This window comes from Kribbella sp. NPDC002412 (assembly GCF_053592935.1).
In genome coordinates this window covers 1-18845 of record NZ_JBSFBL010000059.1, presented here as the reverse complement: position 1 = coordinate 18845, position 18845 = coordinate 1, and the positions used below count along the sequence as shown (strand labels likewise).

14 protein-coding genes and 1 pseudogene are annotated in these 18845 nt (G+C 69.9%); 5 read left to right on the top strand and 10 right to left on the bottom strand.

The genetic code is table 11. The features are described 5' to 3' along the window. Nucleotides 1-10: 10 nt before the first annotated feature. The 4 genes from ACWCOV_RS34375 to ACWCOV_RS34360 are packed head-to-tail and all read right to left on the bottom strand — an operon-like array spanning nt 11 to nt 3956. Nucleotides 11-472: a phage tail protein gene (locus ACWCOV_RS34375; protein WP_449833530.1), complete on the bottom strand. Its 462-nt coding sequence runs from the start codon at nt 470-472 to the stop codon at nt 11-13. A 39-nt stretch (nt 473-511) separates the two neighbouring features. Beyond that, nucleotides 512-2407, bottom strand: a complete 1896-nt coding sequence (locus ACWCOV_RS34370; protein ID WP_449833529.1) for a phage tail sheath family protein — start codon at nt 2405-2407, stop codon at nt 512-514. 44 nt (nt 2408-2451) lie between these two features. Then, the gene (locus tag ACWCOV_RS34365; protein WP_449833528.1) at nt 2452-3345 is read right to left on the bottom strand and encodes a hypothetical protein; all 894 of its coding nucleotides are present in this window, start codon (nt 3343-3345) and stop codon (nt 2452-2454) included. Next, nucleotides 3342-3956: a DUF4255 domain-containing protein gene (locus ACWCOV_RS34360; protein ID WP_449833527.1), complete on the bottom strand. Its 615-nt coding sequence runs from the start codon at nt 3954-3956 to the stop codon at nt 3342-3344. The genes ACWCOV_RS34365 and ACWCOV_RS34360 overlap by 4 nt, the downstream gene beginning before the upstream one ends. A 117-nt stretch (nt 3957-4073) precedes the next feature. Here ACWCOV_RS34360 and ACWCOV_RS34355 point away from each other — a divergent pair, with 117 nt between their 5' ends. The 3 genes from ACWCOV_RS34355 to ACWCOV_RS34345 are packed head-to-tail and all read left to right on the top strand — an operon-like array spanning nt 4074 to nt 10308. Continuing rightward, on the top strand, nt 4074-5342 hold the full coding sequence (locus tag ACWCOV_RS34355; RefSeq protein ID WP_449833526.1) for a prolipoprotein diacylglyceryl transferase family protein: 1269 nt from the start codon (nt 4074-4076) through the stop codon (nt 5340-5342). After that, nucleotides 5339-6145 (top strand): AfsR/SARP family transcriptional regulator, encoded by an 807-nt coding sequence (locus tag ACWCOV_RS34350; protein WP_449833525.1) that lies wholly within the window; start codon nt 5339-5341, stop codon nt 6143-6145. The genes ACWCOV_RS34355 and ACWCOV_RS34350 overlap by 4 nt, the downstream gene beginning before the upstream one ends. Further along, nucleotides 6142-10308 (top strand): eCIS core domain-containing protein, encoded by a 4167-nt coding sequence (locus ACWCOV_RS34345; protein ID WP_449833524.1) that lies wholly within the window; start codon nt 6142-6144, stop codon nt 10306-10308. Before ACWCOV_RS34350 ends, ACWCOV_RS34345 begins: the two co-directional genes overlap by 4 nt. A 31-nt stretch (nt 10309-10339) precedes the next feature. Here the strand turns inward: ACWCOV_RS34345 and ACWCOV_RS34340 are convergent, their stop codons facing one another. From ACWCOV_RS34340 to nadC, 5 genes are all read right to left on the bottom strand, one after another. Then, entirely contained in the window at nt 10340-11017 is a 678-nt protein-coding gene (locus ACWCOV_RS34340; RefSeq protein WP_449833523.1) for an HAD family hydrolase, read from the bottom strand. A gap of 10 nt (nt 11018-11027) precedes the next feature. Beyond that, complete coding sequence (locus tag ACWCOV_RS34335) at nt 11028-11402, bottom strand: alpha-isopropylmalate synthase regulatory domain-containing protein (protein WP_449833522.1); 375 nt, start codon at nt 11400-11402, stop codon at nt 11028-11030. A 145-nt stretch (nt 11403-11547) separates the two neighbouring features. After that, nucleotides 11548-13059 (bottom strand): L-aspartate oxidase, encoded by a 1512-nt coding sequence (gene nadB, locus ACWCOV_RS34330; protein ID WP_449833521.1) that lies wholly within the window; start codon nt 13057-13059, stop codon nt 11548-11550. Continuing rightward, entirely contained in the window at nt 13056-14036 is a 981-nt protein-coding gene (gene nadA, locus ACWCOV_RS34325) for a quinolinate synthase NadA (protein ID WP_449833520.1), read from the bottom strand. Before nadA ends, nadB begins: the two co-directional genes overlap by 4 nt. A gap of 75 nt (nt 14037-14111) precedes the next feature. Beyond that, a complete protein-coding gene (nadC, locus tag ACWCOV_RS34320; RefSeq protein WP_449833519.1) occupies nt 14112-15098 on the bottom strand; it encodes a carboxylating nicotinate-nucleotide diphosphorylase in 987 nt (328 codons plus the stop codon). 12 nt (nt 15099-15110) lie between these two features. Here nadC and ACWCOV_RS34315 point away from each other — a divergent pair, with 12 nt between their 5' ends. After that, nucleotides 15111-15752 (top strand): NUDIX hydrolase, encoded by a 642-nt coding sequence (locus ACWCOV_RS34315; protein ID WP_449833518.1) that lies wholly within the window; start codon nt 15111-15113, stop codon nt 15750-15752. A 173-nt stretch (nt 15753-15925) separates the two neighbouring features. Next, complete coding sequence (gene hrpB / locus ACWCOV_RS34310) at nt 15926-18457, top strand: ATP-dependent helicase HrpB (protein WP_449833549.1); 2532 nt, start codon at nt 15926-15928, stop codon at nt 18455-18457. Nucleotides 18458-18637: 180 nt separating this feature from the next. Here the strand turns inward: hrpB and ACWCOV_RS34305 are convergent. Continuing rightward, nucleotides 18638-18845 (bottom strand): annotated as a pseudogene (locus tag ACWCOV_RS34305) (hypothetical protein); the annotation flags it as partial.

Here is an 18845-nt window from a genome sequence, read left to right as displayed (position 1 = left end):
AAGTCCGTGGTCAGCTGAACTCGATGCCCTGACAGCACAGCACGAGCTCTTCCATCGCCACGTCGGTCCCGCCCTTGCCGGCCAGGGCCGGGCCGGACCAGCTCTTCGGTTGGGTGTTGAGCAGCTTCCAGGTGCAGACGGTGTTGCGGGACTCGTCGAGCAGGGAGACGGTCACGGTCCGGGCGTCGACGGTGCCGCGGCTGACGTCCTCGAGCCAGGCGAAAAGGTCCCGGCTGCCGATCACGCCGCGTTTGCAGGTCACGTCGTCGACGGTGAAGGTGTTCTGTACCTTCCGGACCGTGTTCACCTTCTCGTTGCCGTTGCGGTAGTCGGCGAACTGGACGCTGAACTTGAGCCCGGTGACGTCGGAGAAGCCACCGACGATGGTGCCCTCGTCGCCGTTGCCGCTGTCGCCGCCCAGCGACAGCAGGAAGTTGAAGGCGGGGTACGGGTTGTCTCGCTGGGTCGGCATGGATCCTCCTCGGACTGGGCTGCTCGGGACCGGCCCGGATCAGGCGCGGGCGTCGGCGGTGAACTGGCCGATGCGGAAGATGACGAACTCCGCCGGCTTGGTCGGCGCGACGCCGATCAGGCAGATCAGCCGGCCGTTGTCGAGGTCGTTCTGGGTCATCGTGGTGCGGTCGCAGCGGACGAAGAACGCCTCGTCCGGCTTGCTGCCGAGCAGCGCCCCGGCCAGCCACTGCACGTACAGGAAGTCCTCGACGGACTGCCGGATGCTCGCCCACAGCCGCTCGTTGTTGGGCTCGAACACGGCGTACTGCATGGCCCGGTCGATCGAGTGCTCGAGGAAGTTGAACAGCCGGCGGACGTTCACATAGGTCCACTCGGGGTCCGACGTCATCGTGCGTGCCCCCCAGACCCGGTTGCCGCGGCCGGCGAAGAACCGCAGCGCGTTGATCCCCTCCGGGTTGAGGACGTCGTTGCGCGCGGTGTTGATGTTCGCCTCGAAGCGGGTCAGCCCCTGCACGACCTCGTTCGCCGGGGCCTTGAACACGCCCCGGGTGACATCGGTGCGGGCGTAGATCCCGGTGACGAAACCGGACGGCGGCAACAGGATCCGGCGCGGCGGCGCGCCTTGCGCGATCCGCTGCAGCGGATCGAACACCTCGATCCACGGGTGGTACATCGCGGCCCGGGTGGTGTCGAACTTGCCCCGGAAGGTGCGGACCTCGGTCATCGAGCTGCCGCGCGGCGCGTCGACGACGGCGATCCGGTACTTCATCCGCTCGGCGTGCGCGATCAGCACCGACGCGGCGGCCTGGCAGACGTCCACGTCGTCGTAGGTTCCGGCGTCGGGCAACGCGACGATCGCGATGTTCTCGAGCTCGGCGAGCGCGCCGAGGCCGGTGGCCTTCTGCGTCACCACGTCGGGCGACGCGTCCTGTCCGAGCAGGTCGTCGGGCCCGGGGACGGCCCCGTCGTTGCCGCCTTCCAGCCGGGCACCCTCGAGGGGCGTCTGCAGGGCCACCATCAGGTCGATCGCCCGAAGCAGGTCGGCCGGCGCCGCCGGGTCGTCGGGCGCCTCGGTGTCGAGGTACACGATCGCGTTCTCGTCCTCGGGATCGTCGGACTGCAGGATGTGACCGATCCAGCGGCGCTGCGCCGGATGCGTGGCGAGGTCGCTGCTGGCGTCGATCCGCTCGGTGTCGGGTTGGACCAGGACCTGCAGGACGACCTCCTTGATCACGGTGGCGGCGGTCGTCGCCACCGGGCCGGCGGAACGCCGGAAGATCTGTTGCGGCCGGCCGCTGCTGTCCCGGACCGCGGGATCCTCGTCGACGACCGCGAGGGCCCCCGGGACGAGATCGGCGTCGGCGTCCGGCGGCACCGCCGGCGGTTCGGTGATCTCCACGACGGCACCACGGGTGAGTGCGGTGGCCTGCGTCCCGAACGTCGGGTGCTGGAACGCACAGTTGCGCTTGCGCACCGGGCGCACGGTCACGAGCGTGTTGCCGTACTGCCCGGGCCACCGGGCCCGCCAGGTCGCCACGTCACTCACACCGAACGGCAGCGCGAGCCGGCCGAGTCCGAAGTCGAGGTTCGGATCGGTCCCGGTCGGTGCGAAGACACGGCTGACGTAGAGTCTGCGGCCGCCGTTGAGGAAGAAGGCCCGGGCCGCGTGCGCCACGAACGACTCGCGGCTGGGCGACCCGTCGGCCGGGACGATCTGTTCGAGTCCGCCGTACACGCGCTCGAACTCGGTGAAGCTGGTGACGAGCCGGGCCTCGGTACTGCGGGGGCCCGGCCGGTCGCCGTCGACGTACTGGACCGGTCCGTAACGGGTGATGCCGGCGAAGCCGGTGGTGCTGGTGGCGACTCCCTCGATCGACTTCGACCGGAACGTCGTTTCCTCGACGTACACGCCGGGGGACAGATACTCGGGCATTCGCTGGACTCCTGTCGAAGCTGGTCGTGCGGTGTGGTGTCGTGTCAGGCGGGAAGCTCGATCGAGACCGTGCTCTCGCGGCCGAGCGGTACGTCCACGGCGAACGGACCGAGCTCCGTCCCCGGCCAGAGGCTGCGCCCGGTCAGGACGGGGTCGGTCAGGGGATCGCCGGTGGCGATCGCGGTCTGCACCGGCAGGTCCCAGAGCGGATCGACGACCTTGAGCAGTACGTCGGCCGGATCGGCCGCGGCCGCGGGCGGCACGGTCACGGTCAGTTCGAGCGGCAGCGGATCGACCGGCATCGTGGCCGCGTCGGCCGAGCTGCCGATCACCAGCACGAACTCGCCCCGGTCGTCGCCGTGCGCCCAGCCGAGGTCGTCGTGCTCGTCGCGCGCGACCACCCGGACCCAGCGGACCGGATGCGCCGCGCCGTCGGCTCCGGGCCGGACGACCCGGCCGCGGAGGACGCTGCCGCCACTGGCCGGGTAGGCGCCGGCACCCGGGAAGACGCCGACCCGGAAGATGCGCTTCGGCCCGGCGTCCGGAGGGGGATCGGGTACCGGGTCGTCGTGCAGGCGCAGCCGCAGCCGGCGGGGGACGAAGCACCGGCCCGCGGTCAGGCGTGGCTCGACGACGCGCACGGTCACGTCCTCGTCGTGCGGATCCGGCGGCGAGCCGTAGAGCCGGGCGAACCTGCCGCTGCGGTGCCGATCGAAGCCCGTGAGTACGTCGTCCAGCACCTGACCCGGCGGCCAGCGCCGCCAGCTGTGCAACGGCGAGGGATGCCGTTCGTCGAGTACAGCGGCCGGCCGCTGGTACCGCCCGCCGCCGTAGGTTCCCAGCGCGTCGAGCGCGTCCACGAGCTCGACACCGATGGCCAGCCGGTGGACTGCCTCGTCGTACCCGGCCGGCGTGAACAGATTCGTTGGCCTGTTCACGGCTCTACCGAGGGCACCAGGCCGCGGATCGCGGTCAGGACGTCCGGGTGGTCGGGATCCGACGGAGCATCGATCCGGGCGATGCGGGCCAGGTAGGAGACGCTGAGACGGTAGTCGACGGGCAGCGTCTCGAACGTGCGCAGGACGTCCTCGACGACCAGGTCCTCGTTGACGATCTGCACCGCCTCACCGGGCCGCCACTGTCCGGACGGGTGCAGGCGTGGGCCGGCGATGACGGGCCGGGTCTCGAGGCACTGCATGGTCGCGCCGAGGATGCGCAGCTCGGCCTCGGCTTCGCTGTCCCAGGCGGTGAGCAGCAGGTGCACGTCCAGCGGCAGATGAATGGTGCGGTCCTGCGCGGCGACCGCGGACCACGGGCTGCGCATGGTCCGGTTGACGTCGACTCGCCAGACGAAGATCGACAGCGTCGGGAAGCGGATCGGGTTGTCGGCATCGCCGCCGATCCGGGCGAAGTCCGTCGTCTGCACGAGCCGTGCCGTCGGCTTGGCCCGGAACGCGTCGAGGTCCGCGGCGACCAGGTCGTCGTAGCAGCGGTTGAGCTGCTCACGGACGCTGAGCGCCACGGCGGCGACGGACGCGAAACCGGCCATGGTCGAAGAGTTCGCGGCCGCCGTCACGGCACCGTCACCCGTGGCCGCTGGGCCAGGAGGGCACGGTGAGGGGCGCGGGGTGACGGTCCCGTGACGCCACGGCGCCATGGTCGAACGGTGACCGGGGGTCTGCGCAACACGACCGGGATCGGTGCGCGCCGGCTGTCCGCGGGCACCGATCCCGCTGTACTGCGGCTCGGTGGCCGGCGCGTGCCGTTGTTTCGGTCGATCGGGATCGCCGGGTACTACGGCGCGCTGCTGCTCGCGCTGGTCGCGGGCATCCGGGCCGGCGTGCATCCGATCGTGGTGCTCGGGCTGAGCGCGGCGGCGGCGGTGTCGTTCTTCCTGTGGGGGCTGACCCGGCGGGCGATCACCGGTCGCGAATCCTTGGTCCTGCTCGAGCACGTGTGGGTCGCCGGGGTCGCGGTCGCCGGGTTCTGCTGGGCGGCGGGCGTCGACGTACTGCGCGGACTCGACGTGCTGGCCTGCGGTCTCACGGTGTTCCTTGCCGCCGGCCGGACCGGCTGCTTGGCGGTCGGCTGCTGCTACGGGGTGCCGGCCGGGATCGGAGTGACGTACCCGCCCGGCGCAGGCCTCCCGGCGCGGCTCACCGGGGTCCGGCTGCTGCCGGTGCAACTGATCGAAGCGGCCGCGCTTCTGGTGATCGGGGTCGTGGCGCTGGCCGCGACCGGAGTGCGGCCGGGTGTGGCGACGATCTGGTTCCTGACGGCGTACGCCGTTGTCCGGTTCGGCCTCGAGGGGCTGCGCGCTGACGATCGGCCGATGACGGCCGGCCTCAGCCGGCCGCGCTGGATGTGCCTGATTCAGCTCGCCGGTGCCGGACTCCTCGCGGGGTGGGCGATTCCGGGGATCGACCAGCGGGTCCTGGTCGCAACCGGGGCGGTGCTGGCACCGGTGGCGGTGGCGGGTGTCATGGTCACGAGGTCGCGCCGTCCGAGCCCACTGACGCGGTCGGACGCACTCGACGAAACCTGGGCGCTGATCGAACGGCTGGCCCGGGCAACGGGGCTGTCGGAGCGGCCGGTTCTCGATGTCACCCGGGCCGGACTGCGGGTGGCCGTCAGCCTGCTGCTACCGGGTGGGACACAAGACGGCGAGATGGCCGACGTCCACGTCTCGCTGTCGTCGCCGCGTTGGACGCAAGCTGAACTGGTGGCCGTCGGCGATGCGCTGGCGGGCCTCGACGTGCGACCTGGGGAATGGGCCGTGCACTTCCGTCTCGACGGTGCGCGACTCGGTGTGGGAAACGCCGCCGAACCCGTATTGCCGGGGAAAGACGGGCGGATCATGCATCAAACCGCGATCGATGGGACTCCACACGCCGAGGGGTACTTCGGTCCTGGTCGAGGGGGGATTGAGAGATGACCACCACAGCTCCGGGGAGGGCGGCCGTGGCTCCGGTCGCGGTGCGGCCGGCGGTCCGGCTCAGACTGCTGGACGGCTTCGAGTTGCGGGTGGACGGCGCCGTGATGGAGGTGCAGCCCGCCGGGCAGCGGCTGCTCGCCTTCCTGGCGCTGACGGGGGCACCGGTGGAACGGACGTTCGCGGCCGGCCAGCTCTGGCCGGACGCGTCGGGTGAACGTGCCAAGGCCAACCTGAGATCCTCGATCTGGCGTGTCCGCCGGATCCACAGCGAGCTGGTCCGGCCGTCGAAGAGCCATGTCACGTTGATGTCGTCGGTCTGGGTCGACGCCCAGGACGGCCTGCGTGAGCTGACCTCGGGAGCCCGGACGCTCGAGCTGATCGACGACGTCGAGGCGAGTGCGGTCCTGCACGACGACCTGCTGCCCGACTGGTACGACGACTGGCTGGTGACCGAGCGGGAGCGGGTCCGGCAGCTGCGGCTGCACACCTTCGAACAGTGCGCGCGGGAGCTGATCGACCAGGGCCGGATGGCCGAGGCGATCCAGATCGGGCTGCGCGGGATCGCCATGGACCCGCTGCGGGAGAGCGCGCACCGGACCGTGATGATCGCCCACCTGGCCGAGGGCAACGTCGCCGACGCCCTTGGTCAGTTCCACCGCTTCGCCGACCTGATGATGCGGGAGCTCGGCCTGCGACCGTCCGAACGGATCTGCGCGCTGGTGTCACAGTGGCTGCCCGCGGAAGCGCGCTCGGTCCTCCGCCCGCTCTCCGCGCCCTGCCGCGAGGTGGTAGCGATCAGATGACGGCCGGCTCGCCCAAGGCCGGCTCGCGGACCAGCAGTCCGCCGGCGGGACGGCCGGGGCCGACCGCTTCCCGCGAAGGTCCGGCCGAGCGGCAGGCCCGCTCGACGGCACACCCGGGTACGCGGCTGCCGGTCGACGTACGCCACCGGATGGAACCGGTCGTCGGCGGTGATCTGACCGACGTGATGATCCGGCACGGATCCACCGCGGGAGCGCTCGCGACGACCGAGGGCCGCGACGTCACCTTCGCCACCGGCCTGTACCGGCCGGGTACGCCGATCGGCGAGGCGGTGCTCGCCCACGAACTGGCCCATACCCGCCAGCAGAGCGGCCCGGCGGCGGGGGCCGTGGCGAGTGACGCACTCGAGCGACAGGCCGACCAGGCCGGCTACCTCGCGGCGATGCGGCTGCTCGATCCGGCCGCGGCCGCGGGATTGACCCGGCCGGCGATCAGCGAGGGCCAGGGCCTGCAACTCCAGCGCTGTTCGCCACCGACGTACGGGGAGATCAAGGACCTGCCGACGCGCGAGGAGTACGAGCGGCGGGGCGAGCTGCAGCCGCGTGGCTTCCCGGCACTCACCAGCCTCGGGCCGAACGTCTTCATCGGGTTCCCCGTCGGCTCACTGGACCTGCAGGGTGTACCGCCCGGCCGGCTGACTCCGGCGCCACCGCCACCTCCGGTGGACGTCGAGGCCGCCGCGCCGGTGCTGGAATACGAGCAACTGGTCGCGCGACTGGACATCCTCGAGGCCAGGCAGGACCGCATCGCGGCGACGATCCCCGACCTCGATCAGGGTCTGCGGTCGATCGGGCCCGGTGGTCTGCAGTTCCCGTCGGTGTTCGGTGGCGGCAACGTCGTCCTGGCCCGGCTCGGCCTGCAGCGCCCGGGTGGCCCACCACCGGCCGAGCCGTTCATCCTGAGGATGCCGGGAACGACGGAACCGACCCCCGAGCAGACGGTGCCGCGAGATCCCGTCCTGCTGTCACGCCGGATCGCGAGCGCGGACGTCGTCCAGCTGCGGGCGCTGGAGGCGCTGGCGGCACTGCAGGCGAACCGCGCGGACCAGGAACGCGCGAACTCCCAGCTGGCCGGGTACGACCTGACTGGTGCGCTCGGCGCGATCGACGAGGTACGGCGTGACTATCGCGACGCCGCCGAGAAGATCCTCACCGCCGAGGCGCTCCCCGCGCTGAGGACGGCCGACGAACGCAACGCGGCGCTGCCGCGGGTGCTGACCCAGTTCAAGTTGACCTACTACCAGCGGCGATGGTCGAAGTACCCGCAGATCCAGGGCTCGATCAGTGACATCAACGACTGGGCGATGTCGTTGCAGGGCGATCTGGACCAGCTGACCGAACGGGCCAAGGCGGTCGAGCAGGCCAGGCTGGCCGGTGACCCGCGGCTGCCGTCGCTCGAAGCGAGCTTCGACCAGGACGCACAGTTGCTGGCGGCAAGCATCGAGGCACTGGGGGAGTGGGACAGCGCGGTCCAGGCGTTCGAGTACCTGAAGGGGAACTCGGCGTTGTGGGGCTACGAGGGCGTGGACCGGATCGCCGCCCGGCTCGGTCAGCTGAGGCAGGCCGCGACCGACAAGGACCTGCCGTACCTCGAGGTGCTGTTGCGGGACCACCGGGCGGACTCGGCGGTGCAGGAGTTCTACCGCGTGCTGCCGTCGATCGTGATGTGGTCGCACCTGATCATCGGTCTGGCCATCATGCTGATCGCCGCGGTGGTGACGGCCGGCGTCGGGCTCGCGATCAGCGCGGCCGGCAGCGCCGCGGCGACGGCCATCGCCGGCAGCGCCGCCGCGGTGCAGACCAGTACGGCCGCCGGGGTCGTCCTGAACGCGACCTGGGTGATCAAGCTCGGCGCCGAGGCCCTGGTCTTCACCGCGATCTCGCGCGAGCTGAGCGCGCTGTTCCCGGGGATGGAGCCGAAGGGCTCGTTCTGGGGCGAGTTCCTCTGGAACCTGGGCATGTTCGGCGTCATGCACGGTGCCTCGAAGCTGGCCAAGGGCCTGATCGAGGCGTTCGCGATCAACCGGGCGGCCGGGAAGTTCGTGCTCGAGCAGGCGACCGCGTTCGTCGCGCTGGAGGCGTTCGGGTACGTCCGGTTCGCGGTCGAGGAAGGCCGCACGATGACGCTGTCCGAGTTCGGCATGATGTCCGCGCAGAACCTGGTGATGATGACCGCGATGACGGCCACGATGACGCCGCTGAAGCCGGTGATGACGCGGCTCGAGAGGAATCTGACGTCCGCCTTCAGCCGGTTCAGCGCGAAGTACCGTGCCCAGGCCGCCGAACTGGCCGCTCGCCGTACGGCGCTGGAACTCGAGGTCCGCGAACGGATGAAGGCGAATCCGGAGGCGACGGCGGAGGAGGTCGCCGACCTCAAGGAGCAGGCCAGACAGCTGGACGCCGATCTGAACCGTCTGGTCGAGGACGTCCGGAGCGATCCGTCGATCGACCTGCGGCAACTCGGCGACGAGGTCACGGGCGTACTGGCGCAGGCCAGGGAGACCACGCTGGTCGAGCTGCTGCCGGGGATGGAGGCGAGTGTCGGACTGCAGCCGACCGGCGAGAGCACGAGCTGGAGTTTCGCCGCCGGAAAGGGCGGCGAGCTGACGGGCTACCTGGATCGCGGCGGGTATGTGAAGACGTCGGAACGGGTCGTCGGCAGCGGCAAGACGGTGATCGAGGTCGAGCTGCCCGGCAAGGGCAGGGTGACGTTCGTCGAGCGGGTGACCGAGACTCCGGTGGCTCAGACGGCGGGCGGGGAGCCCGTGCCCGAGGCGACAGTCCCGGCCCGGGTGAAATGGCTTCAGGAGGTGTCCGGGCGACTGGCCAAGGCTCGTGGCGGAGCTGCCGAGCGGCCTGAGGCGACGAAGGGCGCCGAACCTCCGGCCGCCGAGCCGAAGGGAGCGGAACCCACGGCCGCGGAGACGGTGGCAGAGGCCACGGCCGCTGAGGTGGCCCATGCGCGCGCGATCGAGCTGGCGATGCAGGACGGCCGGGCCGAGGCGGGACTGCGCAGGCTCGCCAACACCTTCCCGCCGCGCTACAAGACCGCACTCGCCCGGGTGATCGCGGCCGTCCCGCCCGAGAACATGGGCAGCTTCCTGCGGGCGGTCGGCGATCCCGCGATGGGCGGCCAGCCGGTCGCGTTCTACCAGGCTCTCGGGCGCAACGCCGCCGCCTGCCGGCTGGTGGAGACGTACGGCGGCCAGGTGCTGCTCGACGTCGTCGGACTCCAGCGCGGCACGACCCAGGCTGTCCGGATGGCGCGGTCGCGTGCGGACGTCGATCGCGTCCTGAAGGCCCTCGACAAGGCTGCCACCGAGCCCGGCACCGGAACCGGAACCACCGGCGCCGACGTACTGATCAACAAGATCCGGACCTCCCGGGGACGGACGTTCCGGTCGCTCGACAAGCTGGTCGGCCCGCGGGAGCGTCCCGGCGTACAGATCGAGCCCGACCTGACCGACCCGTCGTGGCGCGAGTACCAGCGGCAGGCGAACGAGTACGCCAAGGACCATCCGCCGGAGGGCGGCGCGCTGAACACCGAGGAGCGCCAACTGCGGGCGGCGCTGTTCCAGACGGTGGAGCGCGCCCGCGCCGGCGAGTACTCCGAGTTGCTCCCGCCGGAGCGGCAACAACTGCTGGAGGACTTCGACACCGTCGCGGACGCGGCCCGGCTGGACTCCGGCTGGCGCTCGGCCAAGCGCGGCCAATTGTGGGAGGCACTGGCGCTGGGCCGGGGTCAGCCGAGCGAGCCGACCAGATGGCTGAACCGCAAGATCGTCAAGGGATCGGGCAAGTCGGGGTACACGATCCCCGACGAGGCCATCCCGCGCGTCCGGCCCGAGGAGATCGCGGACGGGTCGGTGATGACCAAACCCCGGACCTGGGTGGAGCGGAAGGACTACAACCTCACCTCCGGCGACGTGGACGCGGCCGGCGTCAACAAGGTCGCCAAGGCGACCGCCACCAGGCACCTCGCCGAGGCCCGCGCGGACCTGGAGAACTACCCACTCGGCAGCACCATCGTCATCGAGTACGCGCGCGACCCCGGTCGGGCGAACGCCGAAGCCATGGCGGCCATCCTCCTCGCCGAACCCCGCATCGTCCGGGTGGTCATTGCCGGCAAGCCCTTCACCCGCTAGCAAGGATGCGGCCCTCGCCTGATCAGACAGCTCAGGCCTGAGGGACCAGTGATGCGACGAGTGCCTGGGTGACGTCGTCAAGAGATGCGACGACAGTGCTTGCCAGGGCGAGGGCGTCTGGCTGGGGTGGGTAGGTCGGATTGGGAATGGCGATGACGCGGACTCCTGCTGCGGATGCGGAGCGGAGGCCGTTGCTGGAGTCCTCGATCGCGACGACTCGGGACGCGTCGGCTGTCAGCCGTCGTACGACGTCGTTGTAGACCGCTGGTGAGGGTTTGCCTGCCGTGACTTCCTCGGTGGAGACCGTGACCTGGAAGCGGCTGGTCAGGTCGGCGGAGTCGAGCACGGTCGCGATCAGCTGCCGGGGTGACGATGACGCCAGGCCCAACGGCCAGTGGTTCGCGAGCCGCTCCACGGCCTCGATGGCTCCGGGTAACAGCGGCAGGTTCTTACGGTAGCGGGCGACCATGGCGTCGATGACCATTGCGGCCACGTCCTGTGGCCGGCCGGGTACGCCGATGACATCGACCAGGTATGCGGACCATTCCGGCGTACTCATGCCCTGCAGAGCCTGGGTCGCGTCCGTGGGCCAGGCTCGACCGGCGTCTGCGACGACAGCTCGCCGTACCTCGTCCCAGAGCGGCTCGGAGTCGACCAGGACGCCGTCCAGGTCGAAGACCACGGCTTGTACTTCGTTGGATGTGGCCACTTTGCCGGACTCAGCCTCGTGCCGGCGGCTTTGCGTTGAACTGGTTGATGGCCGCGACGAGGGCAAGCCCGGCGGCCTCGACGACATCGGTGGACGACGCCCGGACCGTCACCCGACGGCGCGGCAGCTCCACCTCGAGCTCGACTTCTCCGACAGCCTCGCTGCCCGGGCCGACTGAGTAGGCCCGGAACGCGACCACCCGCGCCTCCACGCCCGTCGCCTGCGAGATCGAATGGCACACCGCGTCGATGAGCCCGGTGCCAGAACCCTCGGCGTGGACCTGTTCCCCAGCGTGGGACAGCTTCACGTTGGCGCTCGGTCCGCCCTGCGTGCCCCCGGAGTACGTGATTGCGTCGAGCTGCCAGGCGTTGGACGGCTCCGTCATACGATCCCCCTTTGATGTCCAGCACAGCCGGGGCCGGTACCTTCCTCGAAAGGTAATTGCGCCCGGCGCCCTCAGGCGGAGCCTAACCGTTTCGACCTCCGTAGGGGACCGCAAAGAGCGCTGGACCTCGGAGGCCGGTGACCCGTCACCGCGTGGCTGCGTGGAGCAGTTGCCGGGTGGTCGGGCGGCCATCTTCGTCGAGCCGTACGACGATGTGCTCGTCCCAGCGCTCGTCGGAGTGGGGATGGTCGGAGCGCCAGTGGCAGCCGCGGCTGTCCTGTCGTGCTGTCGCTGCCACGATGACAGATCGCGCCACCGTCGCGAGCGGTCCGGTGCCTACGGTCTCGAGCTCGTCAGCGGCGGCGTTCAGGCCTGCGCCGTCGCGACGGATACCGGCGTACCTGGTCAGGATCGAGCGAATCCGCTCCGGTTCGCGATCCTCGCCCAGCGCGAGCTCGTGTGAACGACCTCGGTCCATCGAGGGGAGATCGAGGGTCAGCGCCGTTGCCACCCGCCGCCCGAAGACCAGTCCCTCCAGCAGGCTGTTGGAGGCGAGCCTGTTGGCCCCGTGTACTCCGGTTGCGGCGACCTCGCCGACGGCGTACAGGCCTGGTACATCGGTTGCGCCGTCGCGGTCGGTTCGAACGCCGCCGCACAGGAAGTGTTCGGCCGGTGCGACCGGGATCTGCTCGGACAGCAGGTCGACCCCGATGCGTGCGCAGGAGGCCAGTACAGTCGGGAATCGCTGTCGGAGGACGTCGGGCGCGACGCATGTCGCGTCCAGCCAGACGTGGTCGGACCCGTCGCGGCGCATCGTCGCCTCGATCGCTCGTGCGACGACGTCCCGTGGGGCCAGGTCGGCTCGCGAGTGCCGTCCGGCCATGATCCTACGGCCATGGATGTCGCGCAGTACGGCGCCTTCACCGCGAACGGCCTCGGTGACCAGGGGCAACTGACCGTTCGTCTCACCGGTGTAGAGCGCGGTCGGATGGAACTGGACGAACTCCATGTCCACCAGCGACGCGCCGGCCCGCAGCGCCAAGGCGATCCCGTCACCGCGCACCGTCGCGGGATTGGTGCTGGCCAGGTACGCGTTGCCGATACCGCCGGTGGCCAGTACGACGGCGCGCGCCTCGATCCGCCTGAGCTGAGTCCCTGTCTCGACGAGCACGCCTACGATGCTTCCGGAGTCCGACTGGAGCAGGCCGACGGTTCGTCCGGTCATCGTCTGAACGCTGGTTCGCTGCAGGGCGCTGCGGAGCGCGCGATGAACCTCCGCGCCGGTGGCGTCACCGCCGGCGTGCACGACCCGGGGACGACTGTGGCCGCCCTCCAGGGTTCTCGACAGCGATCCGTCGTCGTCACGGTCGAAGCGAGCCCCTTGAGCGATGAGTTCGGCAAGTCGCTGCGGTCCTTCCTCGACCAGCGCCCGAACGTTGCGGGGATCGCAGAAGCCCGCGCCCGCGACATCGGTGTCGCGCCAGTGGTCGAGCGGATCGTCCTCGCCGTACGCGGCCGAGACGCCGCCCTGTGCCCAGGGCGTGCTGCCGTCGCCGGCGCTGAGCAGGAGCACTTCGCGGGTCGCGGCGAGACCGAGCGCGGTTGACAGGCCCGCCACGCCGGCGCCGATGACGATCACGTCGACGGTGCGCGTCATCGAGCACCTGCAGGTTTGCCGATGGCAACCATCCGCTCGACCGAGCGCCGGGCTCGGGCGACGATCTCGGGCGGTAGCTGGATCTCGTCGCGGCCTTCGCGCAGGCATCGCACCAGCAGTTCCGGGGTGATCATCTTCATGAAGCGGCACGAGGCCTTCGGGTTCACCGGCACGAAATTCGTCTGCTGGTTGACCTTGCGAAGCTGATGGAGCATGCCGATCTCCGTCGCGATCAGGGCTGTCTTCGCGGTCAGGTCGCGGGCAGTGTCCAGCATGCCGGCGGTAGAGAGGATGTGGGTCCGCTCGGCCGGCAGATCACCCACGCCGGCGAGCCAGATCGCGGACGACGCGCAGCCGCACTCGGGATGGACCAGGACCTCGGCCTCGGGATCGGCCGCCACCTGAGCGCGCAGGTCGGCCGCGCTGATGCCGGCATGCACGTGGCACTCGCCCATCCACACCTCGAGGTTGTCCCGGCCGGTCTGCCGCCGGACGTGTGCTCCGAGGAACTGGTCGGGGAGGAACAGGATCGGCTGATCCGCCGGAATCGAGTTCACCACCTCCACCGCGTTGGACGACGTGCAGCAGACGTCGGCCTCGGCCTTCACCGCCGCGCTGGTGTTGACATAGGCAACAACTGCCGCGCCGGGGTGCTCGGCCTTCCAGGCCCGTAACTGGTCGGCGTCGATGGTGTCCGCCAGCGAACATCCGGCCCGGGCGGTGGGGATCAGCACGGTCTTGTCCGGGCTGAGAAGCTTGGCGGTCTCCGCCATGAAGTGCACACCGCAGAAGACGATCGTAGACGCGTCGGTACTGGCCGCGATGCGCGACAACGCGAGGGAGTCGCCGACGTGGTCGGCGACGTCCTGGATCGCCGGTTCCTGGTAGTTGTGGGCGAGAATCACAGCATCTCGCTCCTGGGCGAGGCGCCGTACCTCTTCCTGCCAGCTGATTGCCGTGCGCTGACCAACGGTCACAACAGATCCTTCTTTCGGGAGGTTTTCGCTTAGCAAGCGATAACTGGGCATGGTGATGCCGTGCCGATCCCTGGTTCACCCGTGGCTGCGGGTCACCAGCAGACTGATGTCAAGTGCGGTAGGGGAGTGGGTCAGGGCGCCGACCGAAATGGCATCGACGCCGGTGGCGGCGACCTCCGCAATGGTGTCCACGGTGATGTTGCCGGAGGCCTCGAGCCGGGTGGCGGATCGGGAGGTGTTGCGCCGCTCGACGATCAGAGCCATCTGCTCGACCGGCATGTTGTCCAGCAGGATCCACTCGACCTGGCAGTCCAGCGCTTCGCGGGCCTCCTCGGCAGTGGTGACTTCGACCTCGATCGCCATGCAGTTGTTTTCGGCGGCCATGCCGTCCCGGACCCGGCGAACGGCCGGGAGGACGCCGCCGGCCGCGGCGAGATGGTTCTCCTTGAGCAGCACCATGGCCGACAGGTCGAGCCGGTGGTTGGTCCCGCCGCCGCAACGCACGGCGTACTTGTCCATGGCCCGGAGGCCGGGTGCTGTCTTTCGGGTGTCGAGGAGCGCGATCGGGCGCCCATCGATCGCTGCAACGAACGCCGACGTGAGGGTTGCGATGCCCGACATCCGTTGTGCGAAGTTCAGCGCCACCCGCTCGCCGGTGATGATCGACCGCGCTGCCCCGCTGATCCACGCCAGCGGTTGCCCCGGGACAACCGGATCACCGTCGGCAACAGCCGTCCGCACCGTCACGGTGGGATCGACGGCGGCATACACCTCCTGTACAGCAGTCAGACCGGCCACGCGACCGGACTGCTTGGCGATCATCGTCGCCTCGGCCTCCAGCGCCTCCGGGACGCTCCATCGGGTGGTGACATCGTCTGCCGCCTGGTCCTCGATCAGTGCGGCCGCCACCGCGGTCCGGACCGTCTCCGTCGTCAGTTGCATCTGCTGCCCTGCTCTCCGTGATGTTTTCGCTTCCGAGGCGATAACTAGCTGCACGCTACCATCGGCCTCGTGCCCACAGCCAAGAAAGGTGATCCGGTTAACTTCCCCAGTTACCCACACGAGGTGCTCGCCGTGGTCCTGTCCGTTCGCGACGGCAGGCTGTGCGTGCTGCTGTGGAAACGCGCACGGAGCCCGTACCGCGGCCGCTGGGCGCTTCCCGGCGGCGGGGTCGAGCCCACAGAGCGGCTGCGGGAGGCCATCACTGGGCACCTTGCGACGAAGGTCGACGTTCGTGACGTCGCGCACCTCGAACAGCTGGCCACGCACAGTGCGATCGATCGTGATCCGCGGGCCCGCGTGCTGGCGACGGGCTATCTGGGACTTGTTCCGTCCGACGTTCAGCCGAAGCTTCCGTCCGACACGCAGTGGCACTCCGTCGACGAGCTGCCGCGGACCGCGTTCGATCATCACTACTTCATCGATGCCGCGGTCGCGCGGTTGCGCGCGAAACTGTCGTACACGAACATCGGTTTCGCGCTGGCTCCGCTGGAGTTCACCATCGCGGAGCTACGTGATCTGTTCGGTGCCGCACTCGGCTATGAGCTCGGCGCCACCAATCTCACCCGCGTCCTGACGCGGCGGCACGTGATCGAGCCGACCGAGCGGCGAGCCAGCCCCGGCCAGAGCGGCGGCCGTCCAGCGACCGTCTACACGTTCGTGGCCCGCGAGCTGACCGTCACGGACCCGTTCGCAGTACTCCGTCCACCGCGCTGACCAGCTGCGGTCACTCGTCGGCGATGCGCCACGATGTCCGCGCGGAGCAGTCGTTCCCGCCTGGTCCAGTCGGTGTCCGGAGAATGGGTTGTTCATGGGGCTGTGGACCGGGTTGTCGAGGGTTCTGTGGTGGGGTCGGCTAGCGTCGAGGCGTGTTGCTGCCTGAATCGTCGGTGCCGGGGGCGGATCTGCCTGTCCGGGCGGTTCTTCCTGCCACGGTCGATGCAGTGCGTTCGCGCGGTACTGCGGTGTTGGTTGCGCCGCCTGGATCGGGGAAGACCTCGCTGTTGCCGCTTGCGCTGGGCGATGCGCTCGGCGGCACGATCATCGTCGCCGAGCCGCGAAGGATGGCAACCCGCGCGGCTGCGGTCCGGCTGGCGACGCTGGCCGGCGAGCCGCTCGGGCTCCGGATCGGCTACGCGATGCGCGGTGAACGCAGCGGCGGCCAGGGACTCCGTGTCGAGGTGGTGACCACAGGGCTCCTCGTACGGCGTCTGCAGCAGAACCCGGAGTTGCCGGGTGTCGCCGCGATCGTGATCGACGAGTGCCACGAGCGGCACCTTGATGCCGACCTACTGCTCGCGCTCTGCATCGACATCCGGGCGAATCTTCGGGAGGACCTGGCGATCGTTGCGACGTCGGCTACGGCGGACACCATCAGACTGAGTCGTGCGTTGGGCTCGGACGTTCCGGCGCCGGTGATCACCGCGTCCGCGGCGCTGTTCGATGTGGCGATCGAGTGGGCCCCACCGCCGGTCCCCGTGCCGCTGCTTCCGGGTGGGCGGGTCGATCCGCGGCTGCTGGATCACATCGCGGCCGTCGTCCAGCGTGCGCTGACCGAGAACGACGGCGACATCCTCGTGTTCGTCCCGGGGGAGGCCGAGGTCAACGGTGTGACTCGCCGGTTGGCCGGTCAGAATGTGCTGCCGTTGTTCGGTCGCCAATCAAGGGCTGAACAGGACCGCGCGTTGGCTTCGGCCGCCACTCGTCGGATCGTGGTCACGACGTCGGTCGCGGAGAGTTCGCTGACTGTGCCCGGGGTCAGGGTTGTGGTCGACTCGGGTCTTGCCCGGGAGCCGCGGACCGATCAATCCCGTGGCCTCGGTGCGTTGGTCACCTGCCGGGTTTCGAGATCGTCGGCCGACCAGCGAGCGGGTCGTGCCGGCCGGGAGGCGCCTGGCCGGGTCTATCGGTGCTGGTCTGCCACCGACCACTCGCATCTCGACGATCATGCGGCGCCGGAGATCGCGATCGCCGATCTGGCAGGCTTCGCCCTCGACCTCGCGGCGTGGGGTGCGCCTGCTGGTGACGGTCTGACCTTGCTCGAGGCGCCGCCAGTGGTGGCGATGACCGCGGCCACCGAACTGCTGCGCCGCCTCGATGCCCTTGACGACGGCGGCCGGATCACCGAGCGGGGACGGCGGATGGCGGCGATCGGGGCGCATCCTCGGTTGGCTCGTGCGTTGCTGGACGGCTCGCCGCGGGTCGGCGCCGACCGGGCCCGCGAGGTCGTCGCGATGCTCTCGGACGACTCCGGCCGCGACTTCGGCGATGATCTACCGGCTCGCTGGCGAGCCCTCCGCCGCGGCGAGGACCGCGGAGCCACGGCCCGCTGGCGAGAAGAAGCGAAACGCCTCGGCCGAGGCATGACGACCGGCGACCCGTTGGACGGAGATGGAGTGCGGCCGGCAGTTCGTGGGCCGGCTGGTCGCGGGATGCGCGGAGTACCGGATGATCTTGCGGTGGGGGTCGTGGTGGGGCTGGCGTATCCCGATCGGATCGCGCGGGTCCGGGGGGTCGACTCGGCGACGTACCAGATGTCTGGTGGTACGGGTGCTGCTCTGGATCCGCAATCGCCGTTGCGGTCCACGACCTGGCTGGCGATCGCGGTTGCCGACCGGGCACCCGGACGCGCCGACGCCAGGATCCGTTCCGCGGCGCCGATCGATGAGCAGACCGCACGAGACATCGCAGGCGACCTCGTCTCGACCACCGACCAGATCCGCTGGGACGAGGGCCGGCTCGTGACGCGGCGCGTCGAGGCACTCGGCGCGATCGTGCTCAACGACGTCCCGCTGGCGAAGCCCGACCGGCTGCTCGTCCAAGCGGCTGTCCGCGACGGTATCCGGCGCAGCGGCCTGTCCGTACTGCGCTGGTCGGAGGCCGCACTCGCCTTGCGGGAGCGGCTCGCGTTCTGCCATGCCCACCTCGGCGGCCCGTGGCCTGCGGTCGACGACGAGACACTCCTGGCCGATCTCGACGAATGGCTGGGTACCGAGCTCGCCTCGGTGCGAGGCTCGCGCGATCTTGCCCACATCGACGTGGCTTCGGCGCTCCGGCGACTCCTGCCTTGGCCCGCGGCAACCCGGTTCGGCGAACTCGCACCGGAACGGCTCCGGGTCCCATCGGGATCCGAGGTGCGACTTGCGTACGACGGTGCCGAGCCGCCGGTCCTCGCAGCGAAGCTGCAGGAGGTATTCGGCTGGACTGCCACTCCAGCCGTCGCGGACGGTCGTGTCCCAGTCGTTCTGCACCTACTGTCGCCGGCACGGCGCCCGGTCGCGATCACGAGCGACCTCGCCTCTTTCTGGAAGCAGGGCTATCCCCAGGTCCGAGCCGAGCTGCGAGCCCGCTACCCCCGCCATCCGTGGCCGGAAGATCCACTCACTGCCATCCCGACCAAGCGACCAAAACCTCGCCAGTGACCGAGCTGCCCTGGCAGTGTGTATGTACTGTCCGCGCCGTTCCGGGACTCGCCAAGTTTCGGACCCTGGCATCAACATCAGTGACAACCACGAGACCAGATCGGCTGAAGTCGCCATAGCCCCGCTGTGCGTCGCTTTAACGTTGGCGTCCGAGGGGGACACGCACCTTAACCACACGGCTCAGCTTGAACGCCTAAGCAGACAGTCAGGCTCGAAGAATGGCTCGCTGGACCGTGGATGCCGGCGGAAGATGCCCCGGGCCCGGAAGTGCGCGATCACCTCGGGCGGCACGCGTCGGCCGACGATGGTGGAGACACGGGTCGGGTCGGTGAGGTCCTGGCCGGACGAGTAGGCCAGAACGCGCGACTGGTTGTCCTCGATGGTGACG